25 protein-coding genes are annotated in these 24675 nt (G+C 69.1%); 11 read left to right on the top strand and 14 right to left on the bottom strand.

Features of this window, described 5'->3' with window-relative positions:
* Positions 1–17: 17 nt before the first annotated feature.
* Entirely contained in the window at positions 18–608 is a 591-nt protein-coding gene (locus AC731_RS07910; RefSeq protein WP_082794273.1) for a YkgJ family cysteine cluster protein, read from the top strand.
* Positions 609–618: 10 nt separating this feature from the next.
* Entirely contained in the window at positions 619–1797 is a 1179-nt protein-coding gene (locus tag AC731_RS07905) for a multidrug effflux MFS transporter (RefSeq protein ID WP_048704934.1), read from the top strand.
* A gap of 34 nt (positions 1798–1831) precedes the next feature.
* Here AC731_RS07905 and AC731_RS07900 read toward each other — a convergent pair whose 3' ends face one another.
* From AC731_RS07900 to AC731_RS07890, 3 genes are read right to left on the bottom strand one after another with little or no spacing between them, the layout of a single operon-like run.
* Positions 1832–3010 (bottom strand): vWA domain-containing protein, encoded by a 1179-nt coding sequence (locus AC731_RS07900; protein WP_048704932.1) that lies wholly within the window; start codon positions 3008–3010, stop codon positions 1832–1834.
* Between the two features lie 22 nt (positions 3011–3032).
* Complete coding sequence (locus AC731_RS07895) at positions 3033–4424, bottom strand: EAL and HDOD domain-containing protein (protein WP_237266622.1); 1392 nt, start codon at positions 4422–4424, stop codon at positions 3033–3035.
* A gap of 8 nt (positions 4425–4432) precedes the next feature.
* The gene (locus tag AC731_RS07890) at positions 4433–5284 is read right to left on the bottom strand and encodes an AAA family ATPase (RefSeq protein ID WP_048704930.1); all 852 of its coding nucleotides are present in this window, start codon (positions 5282–5284) and stop codon (positions 4433–4435) included.
* A gap of 163 nt (positions 5285–5447) precedes the next feature.
* On the opposite strand from AC731_RS07890, the gene AC731_RS07885 reads away from it, so the two are divergent.
* The 4 genes from AC731_RS07885 to AC731_RS07870 all read left to right on the top strand — a co-directional run bounded on the left by AC731_RS07885 (position 5448) and on the right by AC731_RS07870 (position 8223).
* Positions 5448–5768 (top strand): c-type cytochrome, encoded by a 321-nt coding sequence (locus tag AC731_RS07885; protein ID WP_004262139.1) that lies wholly within the window; start codon positions 5448–5450, stop codon positions 5766–5768.
* Between the two features lie 11 nt (positions 5769–5779).
* Positions 5780–6130, top strand: coding sequence for a c-type cytochrome (locus tag AC731_RS07880; RefSeq protein WP_004262141.1), 351 nt, complete (start codon positions 5780–5782; stop codon positions 6128–6130).
* Between the two features lie 93 nt (positions 6131–6223).
* On the top strand, positions 6224–7273 hold the full coding sequence (locus AC731_RS07875) for an RNA methyltransferase (protein ID WP_004262143.1): 1050 nt from the start codon (positions 6224–6226) through the stop codon (positions 7271–7273).
* Positions 7270–8223, top strand: coding sequence for a DNA-3-methyladenine glycosylase family protein (locus tag AC731_RS07870; protein ID WP_004262146.1), 954 nt, complete (start codon positions 7270–7272; stop codon positions 8221–8223). The genes AC731_RS07875 and AC731_RS07870 overlap by 4 nt, the downstream gene beginning before the upstream one ends.
* Positions 8224–8245: 22 nt before the next feature.
* On the opposite strand, the gene AC731_RS07865 is transcribed toward AC731_RS07870, so the two are convergent.
* From AC731_RS07865 to AC731_RS07855, 3 genes are read right to left on the bottom strand one after another with little or no spacing between them, the layout of a single operon-like run.
* A complete protein-coding gene (locus AC731_RS07865) occupies positions 8246–8701 on the bottom strand; it encodes a DUF411 domain-containing protein (protein WP_004262149.1) in 456 nt (151 codons plus the stop codon).
* The gene (locus tag AC731_RS07860; protein WP_004262152.1) at positions 8698–10128 is read right to left on the bottom strand and encodes a heavy metal sensor histidine kinase; all 1431 of its coding nucleotides are present in this window, start codon (positions 10126–10128) and stop codon (positions 8698–8700) included. Before AC731_RS07860 ends, AC731_RS07865 begins: the two co-directional genes overlap by 4 nt.
* On the bottom strand, positions 10122–10799 hold the full coding sequence (locus AC731_RS07855; protein WP_004262155.1) for a heavy metal response regulator transcription factor: 678 nt from the start codon (positions 10797–10799) through the stop codon (positions 10122–10124). The genes AC731_RS07860 and AC731_RS07855 overlap by 7 nt, the downstream gene beginning before the upstream one ends.
* Positions 10800–10961: 162 nt before the next feature.
* On the opposite strand from AC731_RS07855, the gene AC731_RS07850 reads away from it, so the two are divergent.
* From AC731_RS07850 to AC731_RS07830, 5 genes are all read left to right on the top strand, one after another.
* Complete coding sequence (locus AC731_RS07850) at positions 10962–11318, top strand: copper-binding protein (RefSeq protein WP_048704925.1); 357 nt, start codon at positions 10962–10964, stop codon at positions 11316–11318.
* Positions 11319–11397: 79 nt separating this feature from the next.
* Positions 11398–12699: a TolC family protein gene (locus AC731_RS07845; RefSeq protein ID WP_237266621.1), complete on the top strand. Its 1302-nt coding sequence runs from the start codon at positions 11398–11400 to the stop codon at positions 12697–12699.
* A gap of 14 nt (positions 12700–12713) precedes the next feature.
* Positions 12714–14240, top strand: a complete 1527-nt coding sequence (locus AC731_RS07840) for an efflux RND transporter periplasmic adaptor subunit (protein ID WP_048709875.1) — start codon at positions 12714–12716, stop codon at positions 14238–14240.
* Complete coding sequence (locus AC731_RS07835; RefSeq protein WP_048704922.1) at positions 14233–17448, top strand: efflux RND transporter permease subunit; 3216 nt, start codon at positions 14233–14235, stop codon at positions 17446–17448. The genes AC731_RS07840 and AC731_RS07835 overlap by 8 nt, the downstream gene beginning before the upstream one ends.
* 144 nt (positions 17449–17592) lie before the next feature.
* Complete coding sequence (locus AC731_RS07830; RefSeq protein ID WP_004262168.1) at positions 17593–17952, top strand: hypothetical protein; 360 nt, start codon at positions 17593–17595, stop codon at positions 17950–17952.
* Positions 17953–18035: 83 nt separating this feature from the next.
* On the opposite strand, the gene AC731_RS07825 is transcribed toward AC731_RS07830, so the two are convergent.
* The 8 genes from AC731_RS07825 to nth form a co-directional block, all read right to left on the bottom strand.
* A complete protein-coding gene (locus AC731_RS07825) occupies positions 18036–19364 on the bottom strand; it encodes a ferredoxin reductase family protein (protein WP_048704920.1) in 1329 nt (442 codons plus the stop codon).
* Positions 19365–19431: 67 nt separating this feature from the next.
* Complete coding sequence (locus AC731_RS07820) at positions 19432–19737, bottom strand: PepSY domain-containing protein (protein ID WP_048704917.1); 306 nt, start codon at positions 19735–19737, stop codon at positions 19432–19434.
* A 134-nt stretch (positions 19738–19871) separates the two neighbouring features.
* On the bottom strand, positions 19872–20999 hold the full coding sequence (locus tag AC731_RS07815; protein ID WP_048704915.1) for an aminotransferase class V-fold PLP-dependent enzyme: 1128 nt from the start codon (positions 20997–20999) through the stop codon (positions 19872–19874).
* 117 nt (positions 21000–21116) lie between these two features.
* Positions 21117–22448, bottom strand: coding sequence for a sensor histidine kinase (locus AC731_RS07810; RefSeq protein ID WP_048704913.1), 1332 nt, complete (start codon positions 22446–22448; stop codon positions 21117–21119).
* 19 nt (positions 22449–22467) lie between these two features.
* Positions 22468–23127 (bottom strand): response regulator transcription factor, encoded by a 660-nt coding sequence (locus AC731_RS07805; protein ID WP_048704910.1) that lies wholly within the window; start codon positions 23125–23127, stop codon positions 22468–22470.
* Positions 23128–23130: 3 nt separating this feature from the next.
* Complete coding sequence (locus AC731_RS07800; protein WP_048704908.1) at positions 23131–23466, bottom strand: PepSY domain-containing protein; 336 nt, start codon at positions 23464–23466, stop codon at positions 23131–23133.
* Between the two features lie 91 nt (positions 23467–23557).
* Entirely contained in the window at positions 23558–23989 is a 432-nt protein-coding gene (locus AC731_RS07795) for a DUF1841 family protein (protein WP_048704906.1), read from the bottom strand.
* A gap of 43 nt (positions 23990–24032) precedes the next feature.
* Positions 24033–24665 (bottom strand): endonuclease III, encoded by a 633-nt coding sequence (gene nth, locus AC731_RS07790; protein ID WP_048709873.1) that lies wholly within the window; start codon positions 24663–24665, stop codon positions 24033–24035.
* Between the last annotated feature and the right edge of the window lie 10 nt (positions 24666–24675).

Genomic DNA, 24675 nt, shown 5'->3' with positions numbered 1-24675 from the left:
TGCAATGCCGCACATGCATGGACGAAAAGCCTGCCGGCCTGGCGCGCTACAATGCGCGCCCGGACCCACCTGGTCCGATGCCCGGTCATTCCTCCCTCATCAGTGCCATGCCCGAACGATCCCCGCTGTTCCGTCTCCACGCCGATGTCGACGCCCGCGTCGGCGCGATACGGCACACACGCCCAGACTGGCCCTGCAGCAAGGGCTGTGACACCTGCTGCCGTCGGCTGGCGGATGTCCCGCGCCTGACGGCGGCGGAATGGGGTTTGTTGCTGGAGGGCCTGCGGACGCTCCCCCCGCAGCGCCTGCAGGCCATCCGGGACGCGGTTGGGCTGCTGGGCCATGGCGCGAGCGCGCCGATCGTGTGCCCGATGCTCGACCGCGAGAGCGGTGCCTGTCCCGTCTACGCGTACCGACCCGTGGCTTGCCGCACCTACGGCTTCTACGTGCAGCGCGAGCTGGGGCTCTATTGCAGTGACATCGAGGCGCGCGTGGCGCAGGGGGAGCTGGACGACGTCGTGTGGGGCAACCAGGACGTCATCGATCGGGCGCTTTCGGCGAGCGGGGAAACACGCAGCCTCACCGAGTGGTTCGCGCTCACCTTCTGAATCGATCTTCATGCCCGTACAACACAGCGTCTTGCTCGCCGTCCTCATTGTCGCGCTCACATCCCTTGGTCCGCTGTCGACCGATTTCTACCTGCCGGCGCTGCCGGCCATCGGGCGTGCCCTCGGCACCGACACGGCCGGGGCGCAGCTCACACTGTCGGTCTACCTGCTCGGCTTCGGCTTCGGACAGCTGCTGATCGGTCCACTCTCCGACCGTTTCGGGCGGCGGCCGGTGATGCTGTGGGGCATGGTGGTGTTCGTGCTGTCGTCGGCCGCCTGTGCGCTGGCGCCGACGATCGAGACCCTGGTGGCAGCGCGGCTGGTGCAGGCCTTCGGCGCCTGCGTGGGACCGGTGCTGGGGCGGGCGGTGGTGCGCGACGTGTATGGTCCGCACGCGGCGGCACGCGTGCTGTCGCACGTAGCGACGGCGACCGCACTGGCACCGCTCGCGGCGCCCGTCCTCGGTGGCTGGCTGAGCGCATCCTTCGGCTGGCGCTCGACCTTCTTCACCTTGACCGGCTACGGCCTGGTGCTGGCCGTGATGGTGGAGACGGTGCTGAAGGAAACCAACCGCCACCCCGACCCGCACGCGATGCGCCCGTCGCGCATGGTGGCGAACTACGGCGTGCTGCTGGCCGACCGCGTGTATCGCGGCGCACTACTGACCGGCTGCGGCGCCTTTGCCGCGCTGTTCGCCTTCATCTCGGGCTCGCCCTTCGTCTACATCGAGCTGTATGGCATGTCGCCGCAGCAGATGGGCCTTGCGTTCGGCGCCAACGTCACCGGCTTCATGGTCGGCTCGGTGCTGTCCGCGCGGCTGTCACGGCGACTGGGGGCCGAAGAAATGATCCGCAGCGGCGTCTTCCTCGGTGCGGCCTGCGGGCTGCTGATGGCCGTGCTGGCGCTTGCGGGCGTGCATCATCCGGCCGCCATCATGGGTCCGATGTGGGGCGTGACGATGGCCATCGGCCTGGTGATGCCCAATGCGGCGGCCCTGGGGCTGGCGGGCTACCCGAAGATGGCTGGCGCGGCGGCTTCGCTGATGGGTTTCGTGCAGATGGGGCTCGGCGCCGGCGCCGGCATGATCGTCGGCCATGGCGTGCAGGCCAGCCCGACACCCCTGGCGCTGACGGTGGCCGGTGGAATGCTGTTCAGCCTGGCGACCTGGGCGCTCAGCCTGCGCCGCTGATGCCTGACCCGGGGCGCTGCGGCGCGCGCTGCCCTCAGTGCTTCTTCGACAGGCCCTGCATCGCCCGCGTGAGGCCGTCGAGCGTCATCGGGTACATCCGGTCGGCCATGATCTGGCGGATCAGTTCGATCGACTTGCGGTAGTCCCACAGGCGTTCGGGCTCGGGGTTGAGCCAGGCAGCGGCCGGGTAGGCGTCGAGCAGGCGGCGCAGCCAGGTGGCACCGGCCTCGGCGTTCATGTGCTCGACCGAACCATGCGGGTGCAGGATCTCGTAGGGGCTCATGGTCGCGTCGCCGACGAAGATCAGCTTGTAGTCCGGACCGTACTTGTGGATGACGTCGAACACCGGCGTGCGTTCGGCATGGCGCCGCTGGTTGTCGCGCCACACGCCTTCGTAGACGCAGTTGTGGAAGTAGAAGTACTCGAGGTGCTTGAACTCCAGCCGGCAGGCGGAGAACAGTTCCTCGCACACCTTGATGTGGTCGTCCATCGAGCCGCCGACGTCGAGGAACAGCAGTACCTTCACCGCGTTGTGGCGCTCGGGGCGCATCATCAGGTCGAGCCAGCCGGCGTTGCGCGCGGTGGCGGCGATGGTGCCGTCCAGGTCGAGTTCCTCGGCCGCCCCCTGGCGCGCGAAGCGGCGCAACCGGCGCAGCGCGACCTTGATGTTGCGCGTGCCCAGCTCGACCGAGTCGTCGAGGTTGCGGAACTCGCGCTTGTCCCACACCTTGACCGCCGTGCGGTTGCCGGCCGATTCACCCCCGATGCGGATGCCTTCCGGGTGGGTGCCGTTGTTGCCGAAGGGCGAACTGCCGCCGGTGCCGATCCACTTGTTGCCCCCCTGGTGGCGCCCCTTCTGTTCCGCCAGGCGCTTGCGGAACTCGTCCATCAGCTTTTTCCAGCCGAGCTTCTCCAGCTTCGCGCGTTCCTCGGGCGTCAGGTGCTTCCTCGCCATCGCCCGCAGCCATTCCTCCGGCAGCTCGGCTTCGAGGCCCGGGATCTCGGTCACGCCCTTGAAATACTCGCCGAAGGCCTGGTCGAAGCGGTCGTAGAGCGATTCGTCCTTGACCAGGCAGGCGCGCGCCAGCACGTAGAAATCGTCGATGGACGGGCCGCAAACGTGCGCCTGCAGCGCCTCGAGCAGGGTCAGGAACTCGCGCGTGGACACCGGCAGCTTGCGTGCCTTGAGGTGCAGGAAGAAGTCGATCAGCATCGTCGAGGCTCCCGGGCCGGGCTCAGATGTTGAGCTCGATGGCCCACAGCATGGCCTTGAGGTGGCAGTCCGAGGCCTGCTGCGCGGAGATGCCGCGGGCCTCGGCGAGGTCGTGCAGGCGCGCGGGGTCGGTGTCACCGTTTTCGCAGGCGATCGCGAGTTCGAGCAGCGGGAACAGCGGCCCCGCGCCGTGCCGCAATGCAGCCTCGATGTCGGGGTCGAGCGCGAGCGGGGCGAGCACCTTGTCCAGCGGCACCTGCATGATCACGTCGGCGAGCGAGAGCAGGCCGACGAGGAACAGGGCGTCGGCCTTCAGTTGCGGGCAATCGTGACCGAGCAGCTCCATCAGGCGGGCGCGGATGAGCGCGGTTTCCAGCGCCGAGGCGGCGCGCGCATTGCGGCCGTCGGTGCTGCAGGCGAGCAGCACGAGCCAGCGGTGCAGGCGCTCGTGACCGATCATGGCCAGCGCGTGCTCGATGGACGAGACGGGCGTCGGCAGCGCGTTGGCGGCGGAGTTGACGTAGCGCAGCAGGCGCAGCGACAGCGCGCCGTCTTCCTTGAGCAGCGCCGCCAGCTCGCGGGTCTCGGCGTTCTGGCGCAGGCGCCCGATCAGGGTGGCGATGCGCAGGGCATCGGGGCCGAGTTCGTGTTCGCTCCAGTCCTCGCGGCTGGTGATGAAGGGGCCCTGGAACAGCGCGGCACCCATCTTGAAGGCGAAGCGGAAATCCTCGAGCGAGGGGAGATCGCGGACGAGCAGGCGTGCGTTCGGGGCGCCCTCGCTGAGGAGGCCGGTGAGTTGCAGACCGTGCCGCGCATCGAGGGCCGGCGCGCGCACGACGATCATGTCGGCCAGTGGCAGTAGCGGGCCATATTCGCGGATGACCAGCGGGTCGGGCAGGGCGAAGCCGAAGCCACGACGCTTGAGCGCCTCCACGACCGGGCGCAGTGTCTCGGGCGGTACACAGCCCTGTTCATGGTGAGGGGCGGCGATCAGGACCACCTGGGCCGCGGGCAGTTCGTCGAGACAGGGGTGTCCGAGGAAGGAGTCGGGCACCTCGAGGAAGGCGCGCCGGTGCCCCAGCAGTTGGGCAATATTCGCGCCGACCAGGCTGCGTACCAGCACTTCGGCGTAGAGGTGGTGGATGCGCCGGCTGCTGAGCTGGATGCGGTTGCGGGTGCTCTCCTGCAGCATGAACTGGTAGCCGGCGATGCGCTGGTCACGGCCGAGCACGGCTTCACGGCACAGGAAGGTGCCGACGCCCGACGGCACGTCCTCGCGCAGCGTCGCGTCGCGCAGCGGCGCATTGCGGTTGAGCCGCTCGAAATCCGCCGGCTCCGCCGTCGGCGCCGGCCGCTGCGCTGCGTTGCGGGAACGTCCGAACAGCCAGTCGAGAATGCCCTTGAACATGCGCATGCAGCAGCTCAGCGGTTGTGACGCGACATGAACACGAGGCGCTCGAACAGGTGCATGTCCTGTTCATTCTTCAGCAGCGCACCATGCAGCGGCGGAACGACCACCTTGCCGTCCTGGCTGCGCAGCGCTTCGGGCGGGATGTCCTCGGCGACCAGCAGCTTCAGCCAGTCGATCAGCTCGGAGGTGGAGGGCTTCTTCTTCAGTCCCGGCACCTCGCGCAGGCCGAAGAAGACCTCGAGCGCCTCGGTCAGCAGTTGCTTGCGGATGCCCGGGAAGTGCACGTCGACGATGCGCTGCATCGTGTCGCGGTCGGGGAAGCGGATGTAGTGGAAGAAGCAGCGGCGCAGGAAGGCGTCGGGCAGTTCCTTCTCGTTGTTCGAGGTGATGAACACGATCGGCCGGTGCCGTGCCCGGACGGTCTCGCGCGTCTCGTACACATGGAACTCCATGCGGTCGAGTTCGCGCAGCAGATCGTTGGGAAACTCGATGTCGGCCTTGTCGATCTCGTCGATCAGCACCACGGTCGGGCGTTCGGCCTCGAAGGCCTGCCACAGCACGCCCTTGACGATGTAGTTGCCGATGTCCTTGACGCGGTCGTCGCCAAGTTGCGAGTCGCGCAGGCGGGAGACGGCGTCGTACTCGTACAGCCCCTGCTGCGCCTTGGTCGTCGACTTGATGTGCCACTGCAGCAGCGGCAGCCCCAGTGCGGCCGCGACCTCCTCGGCCAGCATCGTTTTGCCCGTGCCCGGTTCGCCCTTGATCAACAGCGGACGCTGCAGACGGATCGCCGCATTGACGGCAAGCATCAGGTCGGGGGTGGCGACGTAATCGGCAGTGCCTTCGAAGCGAAGGGTGGACATTCGGGAATCCTCTGATTTATTTACAAATGATTATACCGTTAGCGTTACGGAAAACCGGCGAAACAGCCGCGCCAGGTTAGGCATGATGAATAGCGATTGCCCGGCCTGGGACAGATCTTATCGACAACGGCTTGTGCAGCATCCCCCCAACGGAGGATTCACCATGCAGGGACGATATCTGGTTTGCGGTCTGGCGCTTGCGGCTTCGGCCTGGCCTGCGCTGGCGGTCGAGGGCGATGCCGAGGCGGCGAAGGGCAAGATCTCGATGTGCGTCGGCTGTCATGGCATCGAGGGTTATCGCACCACCTTTCCACAGGTCTATTCGGTGCCCAAGCTGGGCGGCCAGCATCCGGAATACATCGTCGCTGCGCTGCAGGCCTACAAGGCCGGCGAACGCAGTCATCCGACCATGCAGGGCGTTGCCGGGGGACTGTCCGACCAGGACATGGCCGATCTGGCCGCCTATTACAGCGTCGCGCGCTGAGGAGTCGAGCCATGCGATTCGATCGACGGAGTGCGTTCCCGGGCCTGCTGCGGGGCCTGGGTGTCGTGGTGATGTCCGCGGCCCTCGTGTCCGCGCATGCAGCGGGCGACCCGATGCGGGGCAAGGAGAAGTCGGAAGTGTGCGCAGCCTGTCATGGTGCGGACGGCAACAGTCCCACCCCGGCTTTCCCGCGTATCGGCGGCCAGCACACCGACTACCTGCTGCAGGCCTTGCTCGACTACAAGGCCGGCAAGCGCAGGAACCCGATCATGGCGGCGCAAGTCGAGGCCCTGTCGAAGCAGGACATGGCCGACCTCGCGGCCTGGTACGGCGCGCAGAAGGGGCTGTATGTGAAGCGTTGAGGGTGAGGGCCGCAGGCTTGCGTTCCCCCCAGCATCCGCCCCGTGCGGGAGACCACTGACGCGCTCGCCCGCGGGTGCTAGGATGCCGGCCCCATGCGCATCGAAACCCTTCGCGCCCGCCTGCGGGAACTGGGCGCCAAACCCTGTCACGAGGACCGCCTGATGCGGGCCTGGCTGCAACGCCTGCCGCTCGACGGTGGCCCGCGTCCGCAGGAACATTTCCTGCCGCTGGCACTGCGCCAGGCCCTGCCTGCGCTCACCGCCGAGCTCGACGGACTCGCCCGCCTGCGTTCGCAGCATCCGGGCGAGGACGGCTCGTCCCGCCTGCTCGTCGAGCTGGCCGACGGCCAGACGGTGGAAAGCGTGCTGCTGCCGCGCGACGGTCTGTGCGTGTCCACCCAGGTCGGCTGTGCGGTGGGCTGCGTCTTCTGCATGACCGGCAAGGACGGCCTGCTGCGCCAGGTCGGCAGTGCCGAGATCGTCGCCCAGGTGGCGCTGGCGCGCAGCCTGCGCCGGGTGCACAAGGTGGTGTTCATGGGCATGGGCGAGCCGGCGCACAACCTCGACAACGTCGTCGAGGCGATCGAGACGCTCGGCACCGACGGTGCCATTCCGCACAAGAATCTGGTGTTTTCCACCGTGGGTGACGAGCGCGTGTTCGAACGCCTGCCGCAGATGCGCGTGAAGCCCGCACTGGCGCTGTCGCTGCACACCACGCGCGCCGGGCTGCGTGCGCAACTGTTGCCGCGCGCGCCACGCATCGACCCGGAGGCGCTGGTCGAGTTGGGCGAGGCCTACGCACGGGCCACCGGCTACCCCATCCAGTACCAATGGACGCTGCTCGACGGCGTCAATGACAGCGCCGAGGAACTCGAAGGCATCGTCCGCCTGCTCGCCGGCAAGTACGCGGTGATGAACATGATCCCGTTCAACACCGTCGAGGGGCTCGACTTCCGCCGCCCGAGCTGGGAAAAGGCCGCCGACATCGCGCGCTGGCTGCATCAGCGCGGCGTGCTGACCAAGCTGCGGCGCTCGGCCGGACAGGACGTCGATGCCGGCTGCGGGCAGCTGCGCGCCCGCGAGATCAAGGTCGGCTTCGTCGCGCGCGAACGCCGGCTGGCCGAGCGCGCTGCCCGGCCATGACAGCGCACGCGCTGCACTGTCGCCTGCCCTTGCCCGAGGGCTTTCGCATGGCGGACGTGCTCGCGTTCCATCGCCGCGACCCGCAGCAGCTTGCAGAACGCACGTTCGAATCGGATGTCGGGACCGGGCTGGACAAAGGGCTGGTGTGGAAGGGGCGGCCCGCCTGTCTGGAGATTCGCGTCAACCGCGCTGAACTGCGTGCCCGCTGCGTCATCGACGGCGTGGACGGGGCGAACGCCGGCGATGCCGATGCACAGGACGCGCTTGCCGGACTCGTGCGCCACATGCTGGGCCTCGATCAACCGGTCGAGGCCTTCGAGCGCGCCCATGCCGGGCATCCGCAGCTCGGGCCGCTGCTCGCACGCAATGCCGGCCTGCGCGTGCCGCAGGCGGCCACTCCCTTCGAGGCGCTGAGCTGGGCGATTGTCGGCCAGCAGGTCAGCCTCGGCGCGGCGGTCGCGCTGCGGCGCAAGCTCATCCTGGCCGTGGGCCGGCAGCACTCCAGCGGTCTGATGTGCTACCCGGACGCGTCCAGCCTGTTGCAGCTCGATGCCGGCGCCCTGCGCGTGGCCGGCTGCTCGCAGACCAAGGCCGAGGCCTTGCTCACGCTGGCCCGCGCGGAGGTCGAGGGCGAACTGCCGCTGGACGACTGGATGGGGCGAGGCCTGCAGGGGGATGCAAGTTCGGCGCTGCCGGTCGATGAGATCCGTGCCCGCCTGCTCGCCATCCGCGGCATCGGGCCGTGGACGGTCAACTACGCCTTGCTGCGCGGTTTCGGCTGGCTGGACGGTTCGCTGCATGGCGACGCCGCAGTGCGCCGCGGCCTGCAGCACCTGATCGGATCGTCCGACCGAATCGGCGAGCGCGAGGCCGAGCGCTGGCTGGCGCCGTTCTCGCCGTGGCGCGCGCTGGTCGCCGCGCACCTGTGGACACTCAAGGTCGGCGACTGAGCGCGGCGGCACCTCGGCCTGCTCAGTGGCTGGCGAACACCGCGGTCTTGCCCTGGGCGTCGAAGCTCACGACGTCGTAGCGGTCGGCCGGGTAAGGGCCTTCCATGCCGGGCGAACCCATCGGCATGCCGGGGGCGGAGATGCCGGTGATGGCCGGCTTGTCGGCCAGCATGCGCTTGACGTCGGCCGCTGGCACGTGGCCTTCGACCACGTACCCGCCGACCTTGGCCGTATGGCAGGAACCCAGCGGCTGCGGGACGCCGGCCGTGCGCTTGATCGCACCCATCTCGCTGGTGGCGACTTCCTTGACCTTGAAGCCGTTGGCGCGCATGTGCTCGGCCCACTTGCCGCAGCAGCCGCAGTTGGGGTCCTTGAACATCGTCACCTCGTCATCGGCGGCCGTCGCGTGGCCGAGGGTGGCGAGGCCGATCGCCGTGGCGGCCAGCAGGGTGCGAAGGGAAGGGCGGCGGGGTTTCATGGGGAGACTCCTGTCGTTTCGGAAAATGGGGGGCGCACATCCGTGGCGCGCGGCAGCGTGATGGTGAACCGCGTCAGGCCGTCAGCCGAGGTGGCAACGATGTCGCCGCCATGCGCGAGCACGATCGAGCGTGTGATCGCCAGCCCGAGGCCCGCGCCTTCACCGTGACGCGCGCGGTTCGTTCCGGCGCGATGGAAGCGATCGAAGATGCGTGGCAACTGGTCCGGCGGAATGGTGTCGCCGGTATTGCAGACCGACAGGGTGACGGCATCGTTCCCGCCACGAATGCCATCCTCGATCAGGATGTCGATCGTGCCACCCGTCGCCGTATGGCGCAGCGCGTTGGACAGCAGGTTCGACACCGCGCGCCGCAGCATCAGCCTGTCGCCGGTCACGCAGGCACGGCCTTCGATCGTCATGCGCACCTGGCGTTCCTCCGCCAGTGCCTCGTAGAACTCGATCAGCGCACGGACGTCATCGTCGAGCGCGACGGTCTCGACCGGGCGCGGCAGGCGGCCGTTCTCGGCCTGGGCAAGGAACAGCATGTCGCCGACCATGCGCGCGATGCGCTCGAACTCCTCGAGGTTGGAGGCGAGCACCTCGCGGTATTCCTCGTTGGTGCGTGCGCGCGACAAGGCGACCTCGGTCTGCGTCATGAGGTTGGAGACGGGTGTGCGCAGTTCGTGTGCGATGTCGGCAGAAAAGTCCGACAGGCGGGTGAAGGAGTATTCCAGCCGTTCGAGCATGCCGTTGAAGGCGTCGACCAGGTCGCGGACTTCGGCCGGGGCGCCGGTCTCGTCCAGGCGCTGGGACAGGCGTTCGGCCGACAGGCCGCGCGCGGTCGCCGTCACCCGCCGCAGCGGAGCGAGCCCGCGGTGCGCGGCGAACCAGCCGAGCAGGGCGGCGACCAGCGCGGCCGCGGAGATGCCCAGCCACAGCCCGCGTCGTACCTCGTCGAGGAAGTGCGCATGGTGGGAGATGTCCAGCGCCACGGCCACGCGCAGTGCATCGCCGGTGTCGCCGCCCGTTTCCATTGCAAGCTCGCGACCGATGAACTGGCGTGGTCCCGAGTGCCAGCCTTCGCCGCCCTGCGTCAGCGCCGCACCCGCGAGATGGGCAGGCGTGAACGCGCCGGGCTGGATCGCGTGCAGCACCGTCCCGTCGGCCGCGCGCAGCAGCAGGCCAACCGTATCCTGACCGGCGAAGGCCGCATCGAGGTGCTGGCCGGCATCCGAACCGGCTTCGCGCACGAGGTTGCCGACCAGCGTCAGCTTGCCGGCCAGCTCGTGCGTGTCGAGTTCATCGAAGTGTGCCTCGACCGCGCGGCCCAGCACGACGCCGACGACGATCAGCAGGCTTGCGGTGAGCAGAGCGAACAGCAGCGCAAGGCGGGCGGTGAGCGACAGGCGCGGCGGCATCTTCAGCATTCCGGCACTTCGAGCACGTAGCCCATGCCGCGTACCGTGCGGATCAGCTTGGGCTCGAAGGCGTCGTCGACCTTGGCGCGCAGCCGGCGCACGGCGACTTCGATCACGTTGGTGTCGCTGTCGAAGTTCATGTCCCAAACCTGGGAGGCGATCAGTGAGCGCGGCAGCACCTCGCCCTGGCGCCGCAGCAGCAGTTCCAGCAGGGCGAACTCCTTGGCGGTCAGGTCGATGCGCTGGCCACCGCGCAGCACGCGCCGGCGTAGCAGGTCGAGCTCGAGGTCGGCGGCGCGCAGCACATCCGGTTCCTTGCTGCGGCCCCGGCGCAGCAGCGTGCGCACGCGTGCCAGCAGTTCGGAGAAGGCGAAGGGCTTGACGAGGTAGTCGTCGGCGCCGAGATCCAGGCCGCGCACCCGGTCCTCGACCTGGTCGCGTGCGGTGAGGAACAGCACCGGCATCTCGCGCCCGCCGCGACGCAGCGTCTGCAGCACGCCCCAGCCATCCAGCCCCGGCAGCATCACGTCCAGCACCACCAGCGCATAGTCGCCGTTCAACGCCAGATGCAGGCCGTCCAGTCCGTCGCGGGCGAGGTCGACGACGAAGCCGGCCTCGGCCAGGCCCTGGCGCAGGTAGTCGCCGGTCTTGGGTTCGTCTTCGACGATCAGGATCTTCATGTCGCTGCGGGTTTGGAAAAGGTCTTGCCAGATGCGAGCCCATTGTGCCCTCTCGGCGCGCCGGCGGACGCCACATTACAGAGATGTAATCCGGGCGTCAGGGTGTGGACGGGGAGGGCGGGGCAGCATGTCGTCACCCCAACGCAATGCGAGAGATCCGACATGAACAAGGCACTTCACCTCCCGCTGCTGGCGGCAACGCTGATCCTGGCGGTGCCGGCCGGTGCGCTGGCGCAGTCGGGCCACGATCGCCACAGCAGCCATGGTGCGACTCGGGCTGCGGCGCCCGCGGCCAGCGACCATTCCGAAGGCACGGTACGCAAGGTGGACAGGACGGCCGGCAAGATCACGATCGCCCACGGGCCCCTGCCGCGCCTGGACATGCCGCCGATGACGATGGCCTTCGTCGTTGCCGACGCTGCCATGCTCGAGCAGGTCAAGGCCGGCGACAGCATCCGCTTCATCGCCGACAAGGTCGGCAGCACCTTCACCGTGGTCGAGCTGGAGCGCCTGCCTTGACCTGGTCCCGCTGCATGGCAGCCGACGTTTTCGAGCTGTGCATGCCTTCCCCAGACGCCCATCGCTGTCCATGCCGCCGATGAAGCCCCCTCCATTCAGCATTCGAATGCGTGCGCTTGCCGGCCTGCTCTCCTGTGCTCTTGCTGCGCCCGTCACGGCTTTCGGGGCTGACTCGGGCGCTACGGAAGGCACTGCGCTCGGCGCCGATGTGCGCGCCCTGATCGAGCATGCCCGGGCGCACAGCCCGGCGTATGCCGCTGATCGCGCCGAGGCTGAGGCAGCGCGTGAGCGCGTCGAGCCGGCCGGCGCGCTGCCCGATCCGCGTTTCGAGCTGGAGCTGATGGATTTCACCAACACCATGAACGGCCGTTCGGCCTCCGTGTTGCCGGGGCAGGTCGGCGAGACGCGCTATCGTGTGGTGCAGCCCTTGCCCGGCTGGGGCAAGCGTGAGCTGGCGGCGGAGGCGGCCGAGGCGCAGGCCCGCCGTGCGGCGGCGATGCGCGATGCCGGCTGGGCCGAGCGGGCGGCGGCGATCGAGGCCGCCTGGCTGCGCTACTACGCCGCCGATCGCGAGCTGGCCCTGGCTCGCGATGCGCTGGCTCTGCTGCAGGAGCTCGAGACGCTGGCGCTGGCACGTTATCGCCTTGGCCTGCTGCCGCAGCAGGCCGTGCTGCGCGCGCAGCGCGAAATCAGCGAACAGCGACTGGTGCTGCTGACGCGTGAGCAGGCGCGCCGCGGCGTGGTGGCGATGCTGAATGGCCTGCTTGCCCGCGCACCCGATGCGCCACTGTTGCCCCCGGCCGACCCTGCGCCGCTGCCGGATGCGCTCGATGCGGGCGCGCTGTTCGAGCGCGCCCGCGCGCGCAGTCCCGAGGTGCTGAGTGCGGCCCAGGGCGTCGATGTCGCCCGCGCCGAGCGGGCGCGCACCTACCGCGAACGCGCGCCGGACTTCAGCGTCGGGCTGACCTACAACCGGCCGGACGAAGGGCGCCCGTCCTGGGACCTGATGTTCGAAGTGATGATCCCGCTGCAGCAGGGTAGCCGCCGGGCGCGCGAACGCGAGGCGGAGCTGATGCTGACGGCGGCCGAGGCGCGTCGCGAGGCGAGCGCGGATGCTGCGGTCGGCGAACTCGGCGCGGCCTGGGCACGCTATGGCGGCGGTCGGGATGGCCTGCGTCTGCTGCGCGACAGCCTGCTGCCGCAGGTACTCGCCACGCGTGACGCCGCGCGTGCGGCACTGGTCGGCGGGCAGGCGGACTTCGATAGCGTGCTCGAGGCCGAACGCCAGCTCATCGCTGTGCGCGAGCGGCTGCTGCAGACCGAGATCGAAACCCGTCTTGCACTCAGCGAGATCGAGAAACTGTCTGGGGAAACGAAGTGAACAAGGGAACGCGCATGGGTGCGCTGGTGGTGGTCGCCGCGCTGGCGGCGGGCGGGGGATACTGGGCCGGCACCGGCCTCGGCGTGCCGGCCGACGCCCGCAGCGGCGCAGCGGCTGGGACCCCGGCCGGCGCGGTGGATCAGGGGGCGGCGGCATCCGCAACGGGCGAACGCACGATCCTCTATTACCGCAACCCGATGGGCTTGCCCGATACGTCGCCCGTCCCCAAGAAGGATTCGATGGGCATGGACTACATCCCGGTCTATGCCGACGAACAGCCCGACGACGCCGGCGTGGTCCGTGTCAGCCCGGCGCGCGTGCAGACGCTGGGGGTTCGGACCGCGGTGGTCGAGTCGCGCACGCTGGCAGTGCCGATCCGAGCCAGCGGCCGCGTGGAGATCGACGAGCGCGCGCAGGCGGTGGTGGCGCCGCGCTTCGACGGCTGGATCGAACGCCTTCACGTGCGTGCCGTGGGCGATGTCGTGCGCAAGGGCCAGCCGTTGTTCAGCACCTACAGCCCCGAGCTGCAGTCGGCCGGCGAGGAGCTGCGCATCGCCGAGCGCCTGCAGCGCGACAGCAGCGCCGACCCGGTGGCGGGCGAGGCCGCCGCGCGCCTGGCCGAGGCGACGCGCGCGCGCCTGCGCAACCTCCAGGTGGGGGGCCAGGCCGGACCGCGCCAGACCCTGCATGCGCCGGTTGCCGGCATCGTGCTCGACAAGGCCGCGATCGAGGGCGCGCGCTTCGCCGCGGGAGAGGCCTTGTTCCGCATCGCCGACCTGTCGCGGGTGTGGGTCGTCGCCGACGTCTATGAGCGCGATCTTTCGCAGATCCGGCCCGGCCAGCATGCACAGGTGACGCTGGACGCCTTCCCCGGCAGGGCCTTCGAGGCGCGGGTCGATTACCTCTACCCGACGCTCAACACCTCCACGCGCAGCACGCCGCTGCGGCTCGAACTCGACAACCCCGACGGCGTGCTGCGCCCCGGGATGTTCGCCCGGGTGGAACTGGAGACCGGCGGCGTGGCACCGACGCTGGTCGTGCCGGCCTCGGCCGTCATCGATGACGGCGAGCGCCAGGTGGTGCTGATGGCGCTGGACGAGGGGCGCTTCCAGCCGCGTCCGGTGCGGCTCGGCGCACGCGGCGGGGACTTCGTCGAGGTGCGCGAGGGGGTGCAGGCCGGCGAGCGCGTGGTGGTGTCCGCCAACTTCCTGATCGACTCAGAAAGCCAGTTGCGGGCGGCGCTGTCGAACATGAACGAGGCCGCTGCGCCGCCGCCGGTCCATGAGGCCGAAGGCCGCTTCGAGGCCTTCGATGCCGAACTGGGTAGCGTGACCCTGACCCACGGCGAGATCCCGGCGCTGAAATGGCCGGAGATGACGATGGACTTCGGCCTGGCGTCGCCGGAACTGGTGCGCGGTCTCGCGCCGGGGGCGCCGATCCGCTTCCGCTTCGAGGAGCGCGGACCCGGTGACTACGTCGTGACCCGCATCGAAGGCCCTGGCGACGCCGCGACCCCGGCGGCGGAGCATCGTCATGACTGAGGCGGTGCGCGAGGCCGGCCATCCGGAACGAGCCGACGCGGCGCGCTCGCAGGCGGCGGAGGCCGGCGAGGGGGGCGCCCTCGGCCGCCTGATCGACTGGTCGGCACGCAACGTCTTCCTGGTACTGCTGGCGACGCTGTTCCTGATCGGCGCCGGCCTGTACGCGATCCGTCATACGCCGCTCGATGCGCTGCCCGACCTGTCGGACGTGCAGGTCATCGTCTACACAGACTACCCCGGCCAGGCACCGCAGGTGGTCGAGGACCAGGTCACCTATCCGCTCACCACGTCGATGCTGGCCGTGCCGCGGGCGAAGGTGGTACGCGGCTTCTCGATGTTCGGTGCGTCCTACGTGTATGTGATCTTCGAGGACGGCACCGACATCTACTGGGCGCGCTCGCGCGTGCTGGAGTACCTGAGCACCGCGGCGGCGCGCCTGCCGCAGGGCGTGGCGCCGCAGATCGGGCCGGATGCCACAGGCGTCGGCTGGGTGTACCAGTACGCCGTCACCGGCCGCGACATGTCCCTGGCCGACACGCGCAGCCTGCAGGACTGGTATCTGCGCTACCAGCTGACGCAGGCCGAGGGCGTGTCCGAGGTCGCCAGCGTCGGCGGCTTCGTGCGCGAATACCAGGTTACGGTCGATCCCTACCGGCTTGCCGGCTACGGCATCACACTCGACGACGTGACGCGCGCCATCCGCGAGTCGAACCGCGATGTGGGTGGACGCGTCATCGAGCTGGCCGAGAAGGAGTACATGGTCCGCGGCCGCGGCTATCTGCGCGACGCGGACGACATCGCCGGCATCGTGCTGCAGATGGACGGCGGTACGCCAGTGCGCATCGCCGATGTCGGCCGAGTCGAATGGGTGCCGGCCGAGCGGCGCGGCCTGGCCGAGCTGAACGGCGAGGGCGAGGTCGCTTCCGGCATCGTCATGGCGCGCTTCGGCCAGAACGCGCTCGACGTGATCGCCGCGGTCAAGGCCAAGCTCGCCGAGGTGGCACCGGGCCTGCCGGAAGGTGCCGAAATCGTGCCGGTGTACGACCGCTCGACGCTGATCGAGCGCGCCATCGACAACCTCAAATGGACGCTGCTGGAAGAAAGCCTGATCGTCGCCGCGGTGTGCGTGGTCTTTCTTCTGCACGTGCGTAGCGCACTGGTCGCCATCGTGACGCTGCCGCTCGGCATCCTCGTGGCCTTCATCGGCATGCAGGCGCTGGGCATCGGCTCGAACATCATGAGCCTGGGCGGCATCGCGATCGCCATCGGCGCGATGGTGGACGCCTCCATCGTCATGATCGAGAACGCGCACAAGCGCCTGGAGACCCTGCACGAGGGCGCGACCGCAGCCAAGCGCGCGGCGGTGTTGATCGGCGCCTGCCGCGAGGTGGGGCCGGCGCTGTTCTTCTCGTTGCTGATCATCACCGTCTCCTTCCTGCCGGTGTTCACACTCGAAGGGCAGGAGGGCCGGCTGTTCTCGCCCCTGGCCTGGACCAAGACCTTCGCCATGGCCGGCGCGGCCTTCCTGTCGGTGACGCTGGTGCCCGTGCTGATGTTGTTCTTCGTGCGCGGACGGATCGTGGCCGAGCATCGCAACCCCATCAACCGCGTGCTGGTGGCGATGTACCGCCCGCTGATCGCGCTGGTGATGCGCTTCAAGCTGACGACGCTCGCGCTCGCACTGCTGGCGATGGCGGTGACGTTGATCCCGGCGCGCCAGCTCGGCAGCGAGTTCATGCCCACCCTCAACGAGGGAGCGATCTTCTACATGCCGGCCGCGCTGCCGGGCATGTCGGTGACCGAGGCCGGGCGTCTGCTCGCCACCACGAACCGCATCATCAAGACCTTCCCCGAGGTCGAGTCGGTGTACGGCAAGGCCGGCCGCGCAAATACCGCAACCGACCCCGCGCCGCTGGAGATGTTCGAGACCGTCATCAACCTCAAGCCGCAGCAGCAGTGGCGGCCGGGCATGACGGTGGATGCGCTGATCGCCGAGATGGACGCGGCGCTCAAGTTCCCCGGCCTGGCCAACTCCTGGACCATGCCGATCAAGGCCCGCATCGACATGCTGTCGACCGGCATCCGCACACCGGTGGGGGTGAAGGTGTTCGGCAAGGACCTCGAAACGCTCGAGCAGGTGGCGAAGGCGGTCGAGGCCGCGGTGCGCGCCGTGCCCGGCACCAGTAGCGCCTACGCCGAGCGCGTCGCGGGCGGCTATTACATCGACATCGAGCCGCGTCGTGACCAGCTGGCGCGCTACGGCCTGACCATCGACCGCGTGCAGGAAACGCTGGCGACGGCACTCGGTGGCGAGCGTGTGACGACGACTGTCGAGGGGCTGGAGCGCTACAACGTCAGCGTGCGCTACCCGCGCGCGCTGCGCGACGACCCGACGCGCGTTGCCGCCAGCGTGCTCGTGCCGACCGCAACCGGCCCGGTGCCGCTCGGCCAGCTCGCCGACGTGCGCATCGTGCGCGGCGCACCGGCGGTGCGCACCGAGAATGCGATGCTGGCCGCCTACGTCTACGTCGACACGCGCGAGGCCGATCTCGGCGCCTTCGTCACCCGCGCGCAGCAGGCGGTGGCCGCGCAGGTCAGCTTCCCGCCCGGCTACTACGCCACCTGGAGCGGACAGTTCGAGAACATGGAGCGGGCCAAGTCGAAGCTGGCGGTCGTCGGTCCGCTGACGCTGGCGCTGATCTTCGTGCTGCTGTACCTGAACTTCCGCCGTCTGGCCGAGACGCTGATCGTGATGCTGTCGGTGCCCTTCGCGCTGATCGGCGGCGTGTGGCTCATGTGGTGGCTGGACTACCAGATGAGCGTTGCGGTGGCGGTGGGCTTCATCGCGCTCGCCGGCGTCGCGGCGGAGACCGGCGTGATCATGCTGATCTACCTCGATCAGGCCTGGGCACGCGTGCGTGGGGAACGCGCAGCGCAGGGCCGCATCCCCTCGGCGGCCGACCTCTATGCCGCGGTGATGGAGGGCGCGGCCGGCCGCGTGCGGCCGAAGATGATGACGGTGATCACGGTCATCCTCGGCCTGTTGCCGGTGATGTGGGGCACGGGCACCGGCAGCGAGGTCATGAGCCGCATCGCGGCGCCGATGGTGGGTGGGATGGTGTCTTCCACCGTGCTCACGCTGGCGGTGATTCCGGTGCTGTTCGCGCTGGTCAGGCAGTGGGAGCTGCGCAGGCAGGCCGTGTCGTGACGGCCCGCGCGGCGTGCGCTACACGTGGATACAGATGTGCGCGGTGGCGTGACCTAGATTGGAATCGAGCAAAGGGTTCCGTACGGCCTGCCGAGGCGGTCTGGGCGTGTTTCCGATGTGTAACCAATCATGGAGGACAGGATCATGAATCACCGTTATCTGACGAGCGTTGCCGCTGCACTGCTGCTCGCAGGCACGGCGTTTGCCCAGCAGGGCGACTTGCCGCCGGTTCCCGACGACGCGCCGATCTACGGCTCGCAGATCATGACGCCCGAGGAGCGTGCCGAGCATCGCATCAGGATGCGCTCGGCCAGGACCCTGGAAGAGCGTGAGCAGGTCCGCAGCGAGCATCACAAGCTGATGGTGGAGCGCGCCCGCGAGCGTGGCGTGACCTTGCCGGAAGAGCCTCCGATGCGCGGCGGCATGGGACTTGGAGGCGGAATGGCCCCCGGTGGTGGCATGGGACAGCGGGGCGGCATGGGTCCGGGGGGAGGCGGTCGCTGAGTGATCGTATGAGCGGCTGAAGACCATGAAGCAAGGCCGCCCGCGCCAATGACGCGGGCGGCCTTGTCCTTGCTGCAACGGCTTCAGCGCATTTCGAAGGCTTCGCGGTGGAATCGCACGCGGCGGTTCCACAGGCGGGCCAGTGCCGCCTTCAGTTGGTCGCCCAGGCCCGATGGGCCGCAGAACCACACTTCGGTGCGCGTCCCGTCCGCCTGCGCCGTGGCGAACGCCTCGGGCTTGAGACCGGTTCCTGCGCTGCTGTCATGGACATGCAGCGTTACGTCCGGCAGGTCGGCGCACAGGGTCTGGAGGCGGGCGACGAAGGGGTCCTGCGTCGCGGCACGCGTGCTGTAGTGCAGTTCCACCGGCACGGCGGTGTCGCGGCGCGTACGCAGTTCGTCCAGCCAGGCGAGGAAGGGCGTCACGCCGATGCCCCCCGCGACCCAGACCTGACGGGCCTTGCGGTCGCGGCGCTCGAGCACGAAGCGGCCGTAGGGGCCTTCCACCGTGACCGGCTGGCCGACGGCGACCCGGCCTGCGAGCTGGCGGGTGTGGTCCCCCAGGGCCTTGATCTGGAAGGTCAGCGTGCGGTCGCCATGATCGGCGCTGGCGATGGTGAAGGGATGGGCGCCCTCGAAGCGGTCGAGCCCGGTGAAGGCGACGAAGGCGAACTGGCCGGCACGGTGACCGCGCCATTCGCCGCCGAGGCGGCAGACCACTTCGGTCACATCCGGGGCCGGCGAGGACACGGCCGTGACCTCGCCCTGCACGCGACGGCCGCGGCCGATGCGCCCGCTGAGCGCGATGACCGCGGCGACCGTGCCCGAAGCGAGCAGGAGCGCCAGCAACATGCCGACCGGCTGCGACCAGTAGTCGAGCGGGGCGAGCACTGCGGCATGGAAGGCGAGCAGCAGGTAGAGCGCCGGCATGGCGCGGTGCAGATGGCGCCAGAACTTGTACGGGAAGCGCTTCCACAGGCTCAGCACGATCATGCCGAGCACGAGATAGATTGCGAACTCGCCCAGTTCCTCGCCGGCGTCGCGCAAGGTCTCGAGCAGGCCGCCGAACGCCATTTCCGCCGGGCGCCCGCTGCGGCCGTACAGGGCCTTGATGAGGTCGTCCGACATCTCGATCAGCCAGTGCAGCGCGGCGAACACCGCGGCGAGGATGCCCGCCCACTTGTGCAGGCGGAAGATGCGGTCCATGCCGCCGAGCGGCCGCTCGAGGATCACGGGGCGCGTGGCCAGCACCATCGCCAGCGACATCAGGCCGATGGAGAGCAGGCCGCTCAGGTACAGGCCCTGTTCGCGGATCAGCCAGGGCAGGGAAGTCTGGCCGCCATCGAGGGCAGCCGCATTGAGCCCCCAGGCGAGGGCGAGGATGGCAATGAAGCCGGACAGAACGGAGATCATGGTGAGGCTCCCGGGTGCGAAGTGAAAAGGGGGCGCGGGCATTGCCTGCACCCCCTGCGTCAGGGCCTTACTTGCTGCGCTTGACTTCCGTCTTGAGGACGTCGCCCGTCATCGGGTCGATGTCGAGTTCGACGCGCTTGCCCTGCGGGTCGGTGGCCTTGACCTCGTACTTGTCGCTGTCGCGCTCGATCTTCTCGAAATCGCGGTAGCCGGCGGCTTCGAGCTTGGTCTGAACCTGTTGCATCGTCAGCCAGCTGGCCTGGGTCGCTGCGCTTGTGCCCGCGGTCTGGGCCATGGCCGGCATGAAGACGGCGCCGGCGCCGAGGAGGCCGCCCGTCAGGGCGAGGGTGGCGATGAGGGTGGTGGCACGCATGATGGCTTCTCCTTGATGGGTCTGCGGTCTTGCTTCGACCGTGACGCCATCATGCGTGGGGCTAGCTGAATGCACGCTGAACGCGACGGGGGCGTCGCATCCGGCGTGCAGCCGTCCTGGTCGGCCTGCCGGGCTCAGCCGAGCGTGTCGAGTGCGCGCGCCAGGTTCGCCACGGTGCGCTCGATCGCGTGCAGCTTGTCGAGTCCGAAGAGGCCGATGCGGAAGGTCTTGAAGTCGGCGGGCTCGTCGCACTGCAGCGGCACGCCGGCGGCGGTCTGCAGGCCAGCCGCAGCGAATCGGGCGCCGCTCTTGACGCCGTCGTCCTCGGTGTAGCTGACGACCACGCCCGGTGCCTTGAAACCTTCGGCGGCGACGCTGCGGATGCCGCGCGACTCGAGCAGTGCCCGCACACGGTGGCCGAGCTCCTGCTGCTCGGTCTTGACCTTGTCGAAGCCGTAGGACTCGGTCTCCTTCATCACGTCGCGCAGGCGCACCAGTGCGTCGGTGGGCAGGGTGGCGTGGTAGGCGTGGCCGCCAGCCTCGTAGGCCTCCATGATCTGCAGCCACTTCTTCAGATCGGCGGCGAAGCTGGTGCTGGTGGTGGCGTCGATGCGCTCGCGCGCCGCGGCGCTCATCATCACCATCGCCGCGCACGGCCAGCTCGTCCAGCCCTTCTGCGGTGCGCTGATGAGGATATCGACGCCGCAGGCCTGCATGTCGACCCAGATGGCACCGGAGGCAATGCAGTCGAGCACGAACAGGCCGCCGACTTCATGGACCGCGTCGCCGACCGCGCGCAGGTAGTCGTCGGGCAGGATCATCCCGGCGGACGTCTCGACGTGCGGGGCGAATACCACGTCGGGGCGGTGCTGGCGGATCGCGGCCACGACCTCGTCGATCGGCGCCGGTGCGAAGGCAGCCTGCGGGCCGGGTGCGACCGGGCGCGCCTTGAGCACGACGGATTCGGACGGGATGCCGCCCATGTCGAAGATCTGCGTCCAGCGGTAGCTGAACCAGCCGTTGCGGATGACGAGTGCCTTCCGACCGGTGGCGAACTGGCGCGCGACGGCTTCCATGCCGAAGGTGCCGCCGCCCGGGACCACGGCGACGGAGCTCGCGTTGTAGACCTTCTTCAGCGTGGCGGAGATGTCGCGCATCACGCCCTGGAAGGCCTTGGACATGTGGTTGAGCGAGCGGTCGGTGAAGACCACCGAGTATTCGAGCAGGCCATCGGGATCGACGTCGGGCAGCAGTCCGGGCATGGTCACCTCCAGATTTGTTGGCCGCGGGGCGCGGGATCACGCCGCCTTGCGGGTCCGGGGCAGGCGCGAGCCTGCAGGGACGATCGATTGTAGCGGCTGAGCGAAGCGGGTGGGCGCTTAGAGCGGCAGGCGGAGGGACACGCGCAGGCCGCCCAGCGTGGGTGAGGGCGCGTAGTCGATGCTGCCGCCGTACTGCGTGACGATGTCGCCGACGATGACGAGGCCGATGCCGTGGCCCGGGCGCTGTTCGTCGCTGCGCAGACCGGCCGTGCCGAGGCGCCCGATCATGTCCGGCGGCACGCCGGGGCCATCGTCCTCGATGGTGCAGGCGAGCGCGTCCGGGGCCTCGACCGCGCTGGCGACTCGCAGTACGACGCGCGAGCGTGCCCACTTGCAGGCGTTGTCGAGCAGGTTGCCGAACAGTTCCAGCATGTCCTCGCGATCGAGCGGGTAGTGCCGGTCGGGAACCTCGAGGACGATGTCGAGCGCGCGGCCGGCATGCAACCGGCGCAGGGCCTCGCCCAGGGCTTCCAGCTGGTTGCGCGCGTCGAAGCCCGCGCTGGTCGGGCCGCCGCCGGCGAGGCGGGCGCGACGCAGTTCGCGCTCTACGGTGTTGCGCATGGCGTCGACCTGGGCCTGGATGGCGCGGGCCTGGTCGTCGTGCCCCTGATGAGCGAGTTCGTCGGCGCGATGCTGCAGCACGGCGAGCGGGGTCTTGAGCGCATGCGACAGGTTGCCCACCGCGTGCCGGATGCGGCCGAGGCGTTGCGCGTGATGGCGGGCGAGGCGATCGACCGCATCGAGCATGGGCTGCACTTCGCGCGGCGCGGTGCTGTCGAGCGCGGCGGGCTCGCCACGCTCGATGCGGCGGCATGCGGCAACGGCGTCCTGCAGCGGTGCCAGTCCGCGCAGCAGCAGGCGCCGTTGCAGCACCAGCAGCAGGAGCAGCGCGAGGACCAGGCCAACGAGCATGCGTTGGCCGAAGCTGGCGATGGCCGCATCGAGGCGGGCGACGTCTTCGGTAACGACGACGAGGATGCCGCCCGCGGGCGAGGGGAAGCGCTTCGCGTAGCCGAGCAGCGTCTGTTCCGCCGGGCCGTCGAGGCGGAAAACGGCCTCGCCGCGCGCGTCCGGCAGCGGAACGGCGAGGTCCTCGTCCCACAGCGAGCGCGAGCGCAGCCAGGGGCCCTCGCCGATGCGGATCAGGAAGTAGTGGCCGGACAGCGGCAGCTGGTAGACCGTGCCGGCGGCGCCCTGGGCGGCGGTTTCCGGGTCGCTGGCATCCAGCACCCGCACGTAGAGCAAATCGGCGTCGTGCTGCAGGCGCGACACGACGTAGTCTTCGACGAGGCGGCGCGGGAAATCCTGCAGGGCGAGCGCCAGCAGCAGGCCGGCGGCGACCAGTACCGCCGCCATGGCGAACGACAGGTGGTTGCGCAGGGACATCATGCTGTTTCAGCCGGGCAGTTCATGGATGGAAAAGATAGCCCTGGCCGCGCCGGGTCTCGATATGCGTGGCGCCGATGAGGCTGCGCAGGCGGCGCACATAGACCTCGATGACGTTGCTGTCGTGCTCGGCGCCGTAGTCGTAGATGTGTTCGTAGAGCTGCGTCTTCGACAGTACTTCGCCCGGGTGGCGCATCAGGTAGCGCAGTAGCCGGAACTCGGTGGCGGTGAGTGTCTGCTCGCGGGCGTCAGCGCCGATCAGGCACTGGCGCGCCTCGTCCAGCCGCCACGGGCCGGCGCGCAGTTCCACGGCCGGCGTGGCTGCGGTGCGGCGCAGCAGGGCCTGCAGCCGCGCGAGCAACTCCTCGACGTGGAAAGGCTTGCCGAGGTAGTCGTCGGCACCGGCCTGCAGTCCCTCGACGCGCTCGGCCCAGCCGTCGCGCGCGGTCAGGATCAGGACTGGCAGGCGGCTGCCGGCGAGGCGCCAGTCCTTCAACACTTCCAGGCCCGGCTTGCCCGGCAGGCCGAGGTCCAGCACTGCAGCGTCGTAGGGTTCGCTGGCGCCGAGATGGGCGCCGTCGATGCCATCGGTGGCAACATCAACGGCGTAGCCCTCCTGCTCGAGTCGCGCACGCAGGCGTTCGCTCAGTTGGCAGTCATCCTCGACGACCAGCAGGCGCATGGCTCACTTCGCCTTGCGGTTCAGGACTTCGCCGCTGGCGGCGTCGATCTCGAGCTTGTGCACCTTGTCGGTGTCGTCGATGATCTTGACCTCGTAGACGTAGCGACCGTCCTCGCGGTCGAGTTCGACTTCGACGACCTGGCCGGGCTGTGCGGCACGGCTGCGGGTGAGGATGTCCTCCATCGGCAGGATCTTGCCGCTTTCGCGCAACTGGCGGACTTCGCTTGTGCGGGCCCGGTCGTCCGAGGCGTGGGCGACGGCGGGTTGCAGCGTGGTGGCGGCCAGTACGGCGAAGGCAAAACCGGCGATGGTGGCGGTGAGGGCGGGGCGGATGTTCATGCTGGGCTCCTTGACTGTCGTGGGTCCGTTGGGGACGCGTGCAGTATCGCCAACGCTGCCTGAACCGAAGCTGAACGCCGCCACACGGCTGTCAGCCGATACCGGCCTTCTTCTTCAGGCAGCTGACATAGGCCAGGCCGTCGGGCTGGGCGCCGCTACGTTGAGCATTGAACAGCGTTTCGCCCAGGCATTCCAGCGCATCGTGCAGGGCCGCGTGGCGATCGCCGCGACGTTCGCAGGCGGCGTCGAAGGCGGCGCGGATGCCCGGCGGCTGGTTGATCGACAGCTGCTCCTCGATCGCAAGGTGCAGCGACAGGTGCAGGAAGGGGTTGATGGCGCCGTCCTCGGGCGTGAAGTCGCGGTCGATCGCGTCCGGGTCCTCGACGATGGCATGGTATTCGGGGTGCAGGCCGATGATGTCGGCGGCGATCGTCTCCATCGGCGTCAGCACTTCGCGCGCACGATGCTTGCGCCAGGTCTCGATGAAGAAGCTGCGGACCTGGTCGCGGCTGGGGTTGAACATGTCGGCTCCAGGGTGGGGCTCTCCGGGACGGAGGGCGATGGGGTCAGTCGGTCTTGTCGCGGAACAGGCACAGGTCGCGCACGCTGCACTGGCTGCACTTCGGGCTGCGCGCGGTGCACACGTAGCGTCCGTGCAGGATCAGCCAGTGGTGGGCGTCGAGCAGGTAGTCCTTGGGTACGCGGCGCATCAGCGCCTTCTCGACTTCCACCACGTCCTTGCCGGGGGCAAGGCCGGTGCGGTTCGACAGGCGGAAGATATGGGTGTCGACCGCCATCACCGGCTGGCGGAACACGGTATTGAGCACCACGTTGGCCGTCTTGCGGCCGACGCCGGGCAGAGCCTCGAGCGCCTCGCGCTCGGCCGGGACCTCGCCGCCATGGCGTTCGAGCAGCAGGCGCGACAGCGCCAGGGTGTTCCTGGCCTTGTTGCGGAACAGGCCGATGGTCTTGATGTGCTCGGCGATGCCTTCCTCGCCGAGCGTTACCATGGCCTCCGGTGTCGGGGCATCGGCAAACAGCTTGCGCGTGGCGATGTTGACGCTGCGGTCGGTAGCCTGCGCCGACAGCACGACCGCCACCAGCAGCTGATAGGGCGAGGCGTATTCGAGCTCGGTCTGCGGGTTTGGATTGGCGTCGTGCAGGCGGCGGAAGAACTCGCGGATCGCCTCGCGCTTCATCGATGCCATT

Source organism: Thauera humireducens (assembly GCF_001051995.2).
Taxonomy (GTDB): Bacteria; Pseudomonadota; Gammaproteobacteria; order Burkholderiales; family Rhodocyclaceae; genus Thauera; species Thauera humireducens.
This window is presented reverse-complemented; position numbering and strand designations above follow the sequence as displayed.

Excerpts from the sequence above, each read along its gene's own strand:
- AC731_RS07910 (WP_082794273.1), top strand. The coding sequence starts at position 18 with ATGGACGAAAAGCCTGCCGGCCTGGCGCGCTACAATGCGCGCCCGGAC.
- AC731_RS07905 (WP_048704934.1), top strand. The coding sequence starts at position 619 with ATGCCCGTACAACACAGCGTCTTGCTCGCCGTCCTCATTGTCGCGCTC.
- AC731_RS07900 (WP_048704932.1), bottom strand. The coding sequence starts at position 3,010 with ATGCTGATCGACTTCTTCCTGCACCTCAAGGCACGCAAGCTGCCGGTG.
- AC731_RS07895 (WP_237266622.1), bottom strand. The coding sequence starts at position 4,424 with ATGCGCATGTTCAAGGGCATTCTCGACTGGCTGTTCGGACGTTCCCGC.
- AC731_RS07890 (WP_048704930.1), bottom strand. The coding sequence starts at position 5,284 with ATGTCCACCCTTCGCTTCGAAGGCACTGCCGATTACGTCGCCACCCCC.
- AC731_RS07885 (WP_004262139.1), top strand. The coding sequence starts at position 5,448 with ATGCAGGGACGATATCTGGTTTGCGGTCTGGCGCTTGCGGCTTCGGCC.
- AC731_RS07880 (WP_004262141.1), top strand. The coding sequence starts at position 5,780 with ATGCGATTCGATCGACGGAGTGCGTTCCCGGGCCTGCTGCGGGGCCTG.
- AC731_RS07875 (WP_004262143.1), top strand. The coding sequence starts at position 6,224 with ATGCGCATCGAAACCCTTCGCGCCCGCCTGCGGGAACTGGGCGCCAAA.
- AC731_RS07870 (WP_004262146.1), top strand. The coding sequence starts at position 7,270 with ATGACAGCGCACGCGCTGCACTGTCGCCTGCCCTTGCCCGAGGGCTTT.
- AC731_RS07865 (WP_004262149.1), bottom strand. The coding sequence starts at position 8,701 with ATGAAACCCCGCCGCCCTTCCCTTCGCACCCTGCTGGCCGCCACGGCG.
- AC731_RS07860 (WP_004262152.1), bottom strand. The coding sequence starts at position 10,128 with ATGCTGAAGATGCCGCCGCGCCTGTCGCTCACCGCCCGCCTTGCGCTG.
- AC731_RS07855 (WP_004262155.1), bottom strand. The coding sequence starts at position 10,799 with ATGAAGATCCTGATCGTCGAAGACGAACCCAAGACCGGCGACTACCTG.
- AC731_RS07850 (WP_048704925.1), top strand. The coding sequence starts at position 10,962 with ATGAACAAGGCACTTCACCTCCCGCTGCTGGCGGCAACGCTGATCCTG.
- AC731_RS07845 (WP_237266621.1), top strand. The coding sequence starts at position 11,398 with ATGAAGCCCCCTCCATTCAGCATTCGAATGCGTGCGCTTGCCGGCCTG.
- AC731_RS07840 (WP_048709875.1), top strand. The coding sequence starts at position 12,714 with ATGGGTGCGCTGGTGGTGGTCGCCGCGCTGGCGGCGGGCGGGGGATAC.
- AC731_RS07835 (WP_048704922.1), top strand. The coding sequence starts at position 14,233 with ATGACTGAGGCGGTGCGCGAGGCCGGCCATCCGGAACGAGCCGACGCG.
- AC731_RS07830 (WP_004262168.1), top strand. The coding sequence starts at position 17,593 with ATGAATCACCGTTATCTGACGAGCGTTGCCGCTGCACTGCTGCTCGCA.
- AC731_RS07825 (WP_048704920.1), bottom strand. The coding sequence starts at position 19,364 with ATGATCTCCGTTCTGTCCGGCTTCATTGCCATCCTCGCCCTCGCCTGG.
- AC731_RS07820 (WP_048704917.1), bottom strand. The coding sequence starts at position 19,737 with ATGCGTGCCACCACCCTCATCGCCACCCTCGCCCTGACGGGCGGCCTC.
- AC731_RS07815 (WP_048704915.1), bottom strand. The coding sequence starts at position 20,999 with ATGCCCGGACTGCTGCCCGACGTCGATCCCGATGGCCTGCTCGAATAC.
- AC731_RS07810 (WP_048704913.1), bottom strand. The coding sequence starts at position 22,448 with ATGATGTCCCTGCGCAACCACCTGTCGTTCGCCATGGCGGCGGTACTG.
- AC731_RS07805 (WP_048704910.1), bottom strand. The coding sequence starts at position 23,127 with ATGCGCCTGCTGGTCGTCGAGGATGACTGCCAACTGAGCGAACGCCTG.
- AC731_RS07800 (WP_048704908.1), bottom strand. The coding sequence starts at position 23,466 with ATGAACATCCGCCCCGCCCTCACCGCCACCATCGCCGGTTTTGCCTTC.
- AC731_RS07795 (WP_048704906.1), bottom strand. The coding sequence starts at position 23,989 with ATGTTCAACCCCAGCCGCGACCAGGTCCGCAGCTTCTTCATCGAGACC.
- nth (WP_048709873.1), bottom strand. The coding sequence starts at position 24,665 with ATGAAGCGCGAGGCGATCCGCGAGTTCTTCCGCCGCCTGCACGACGCC.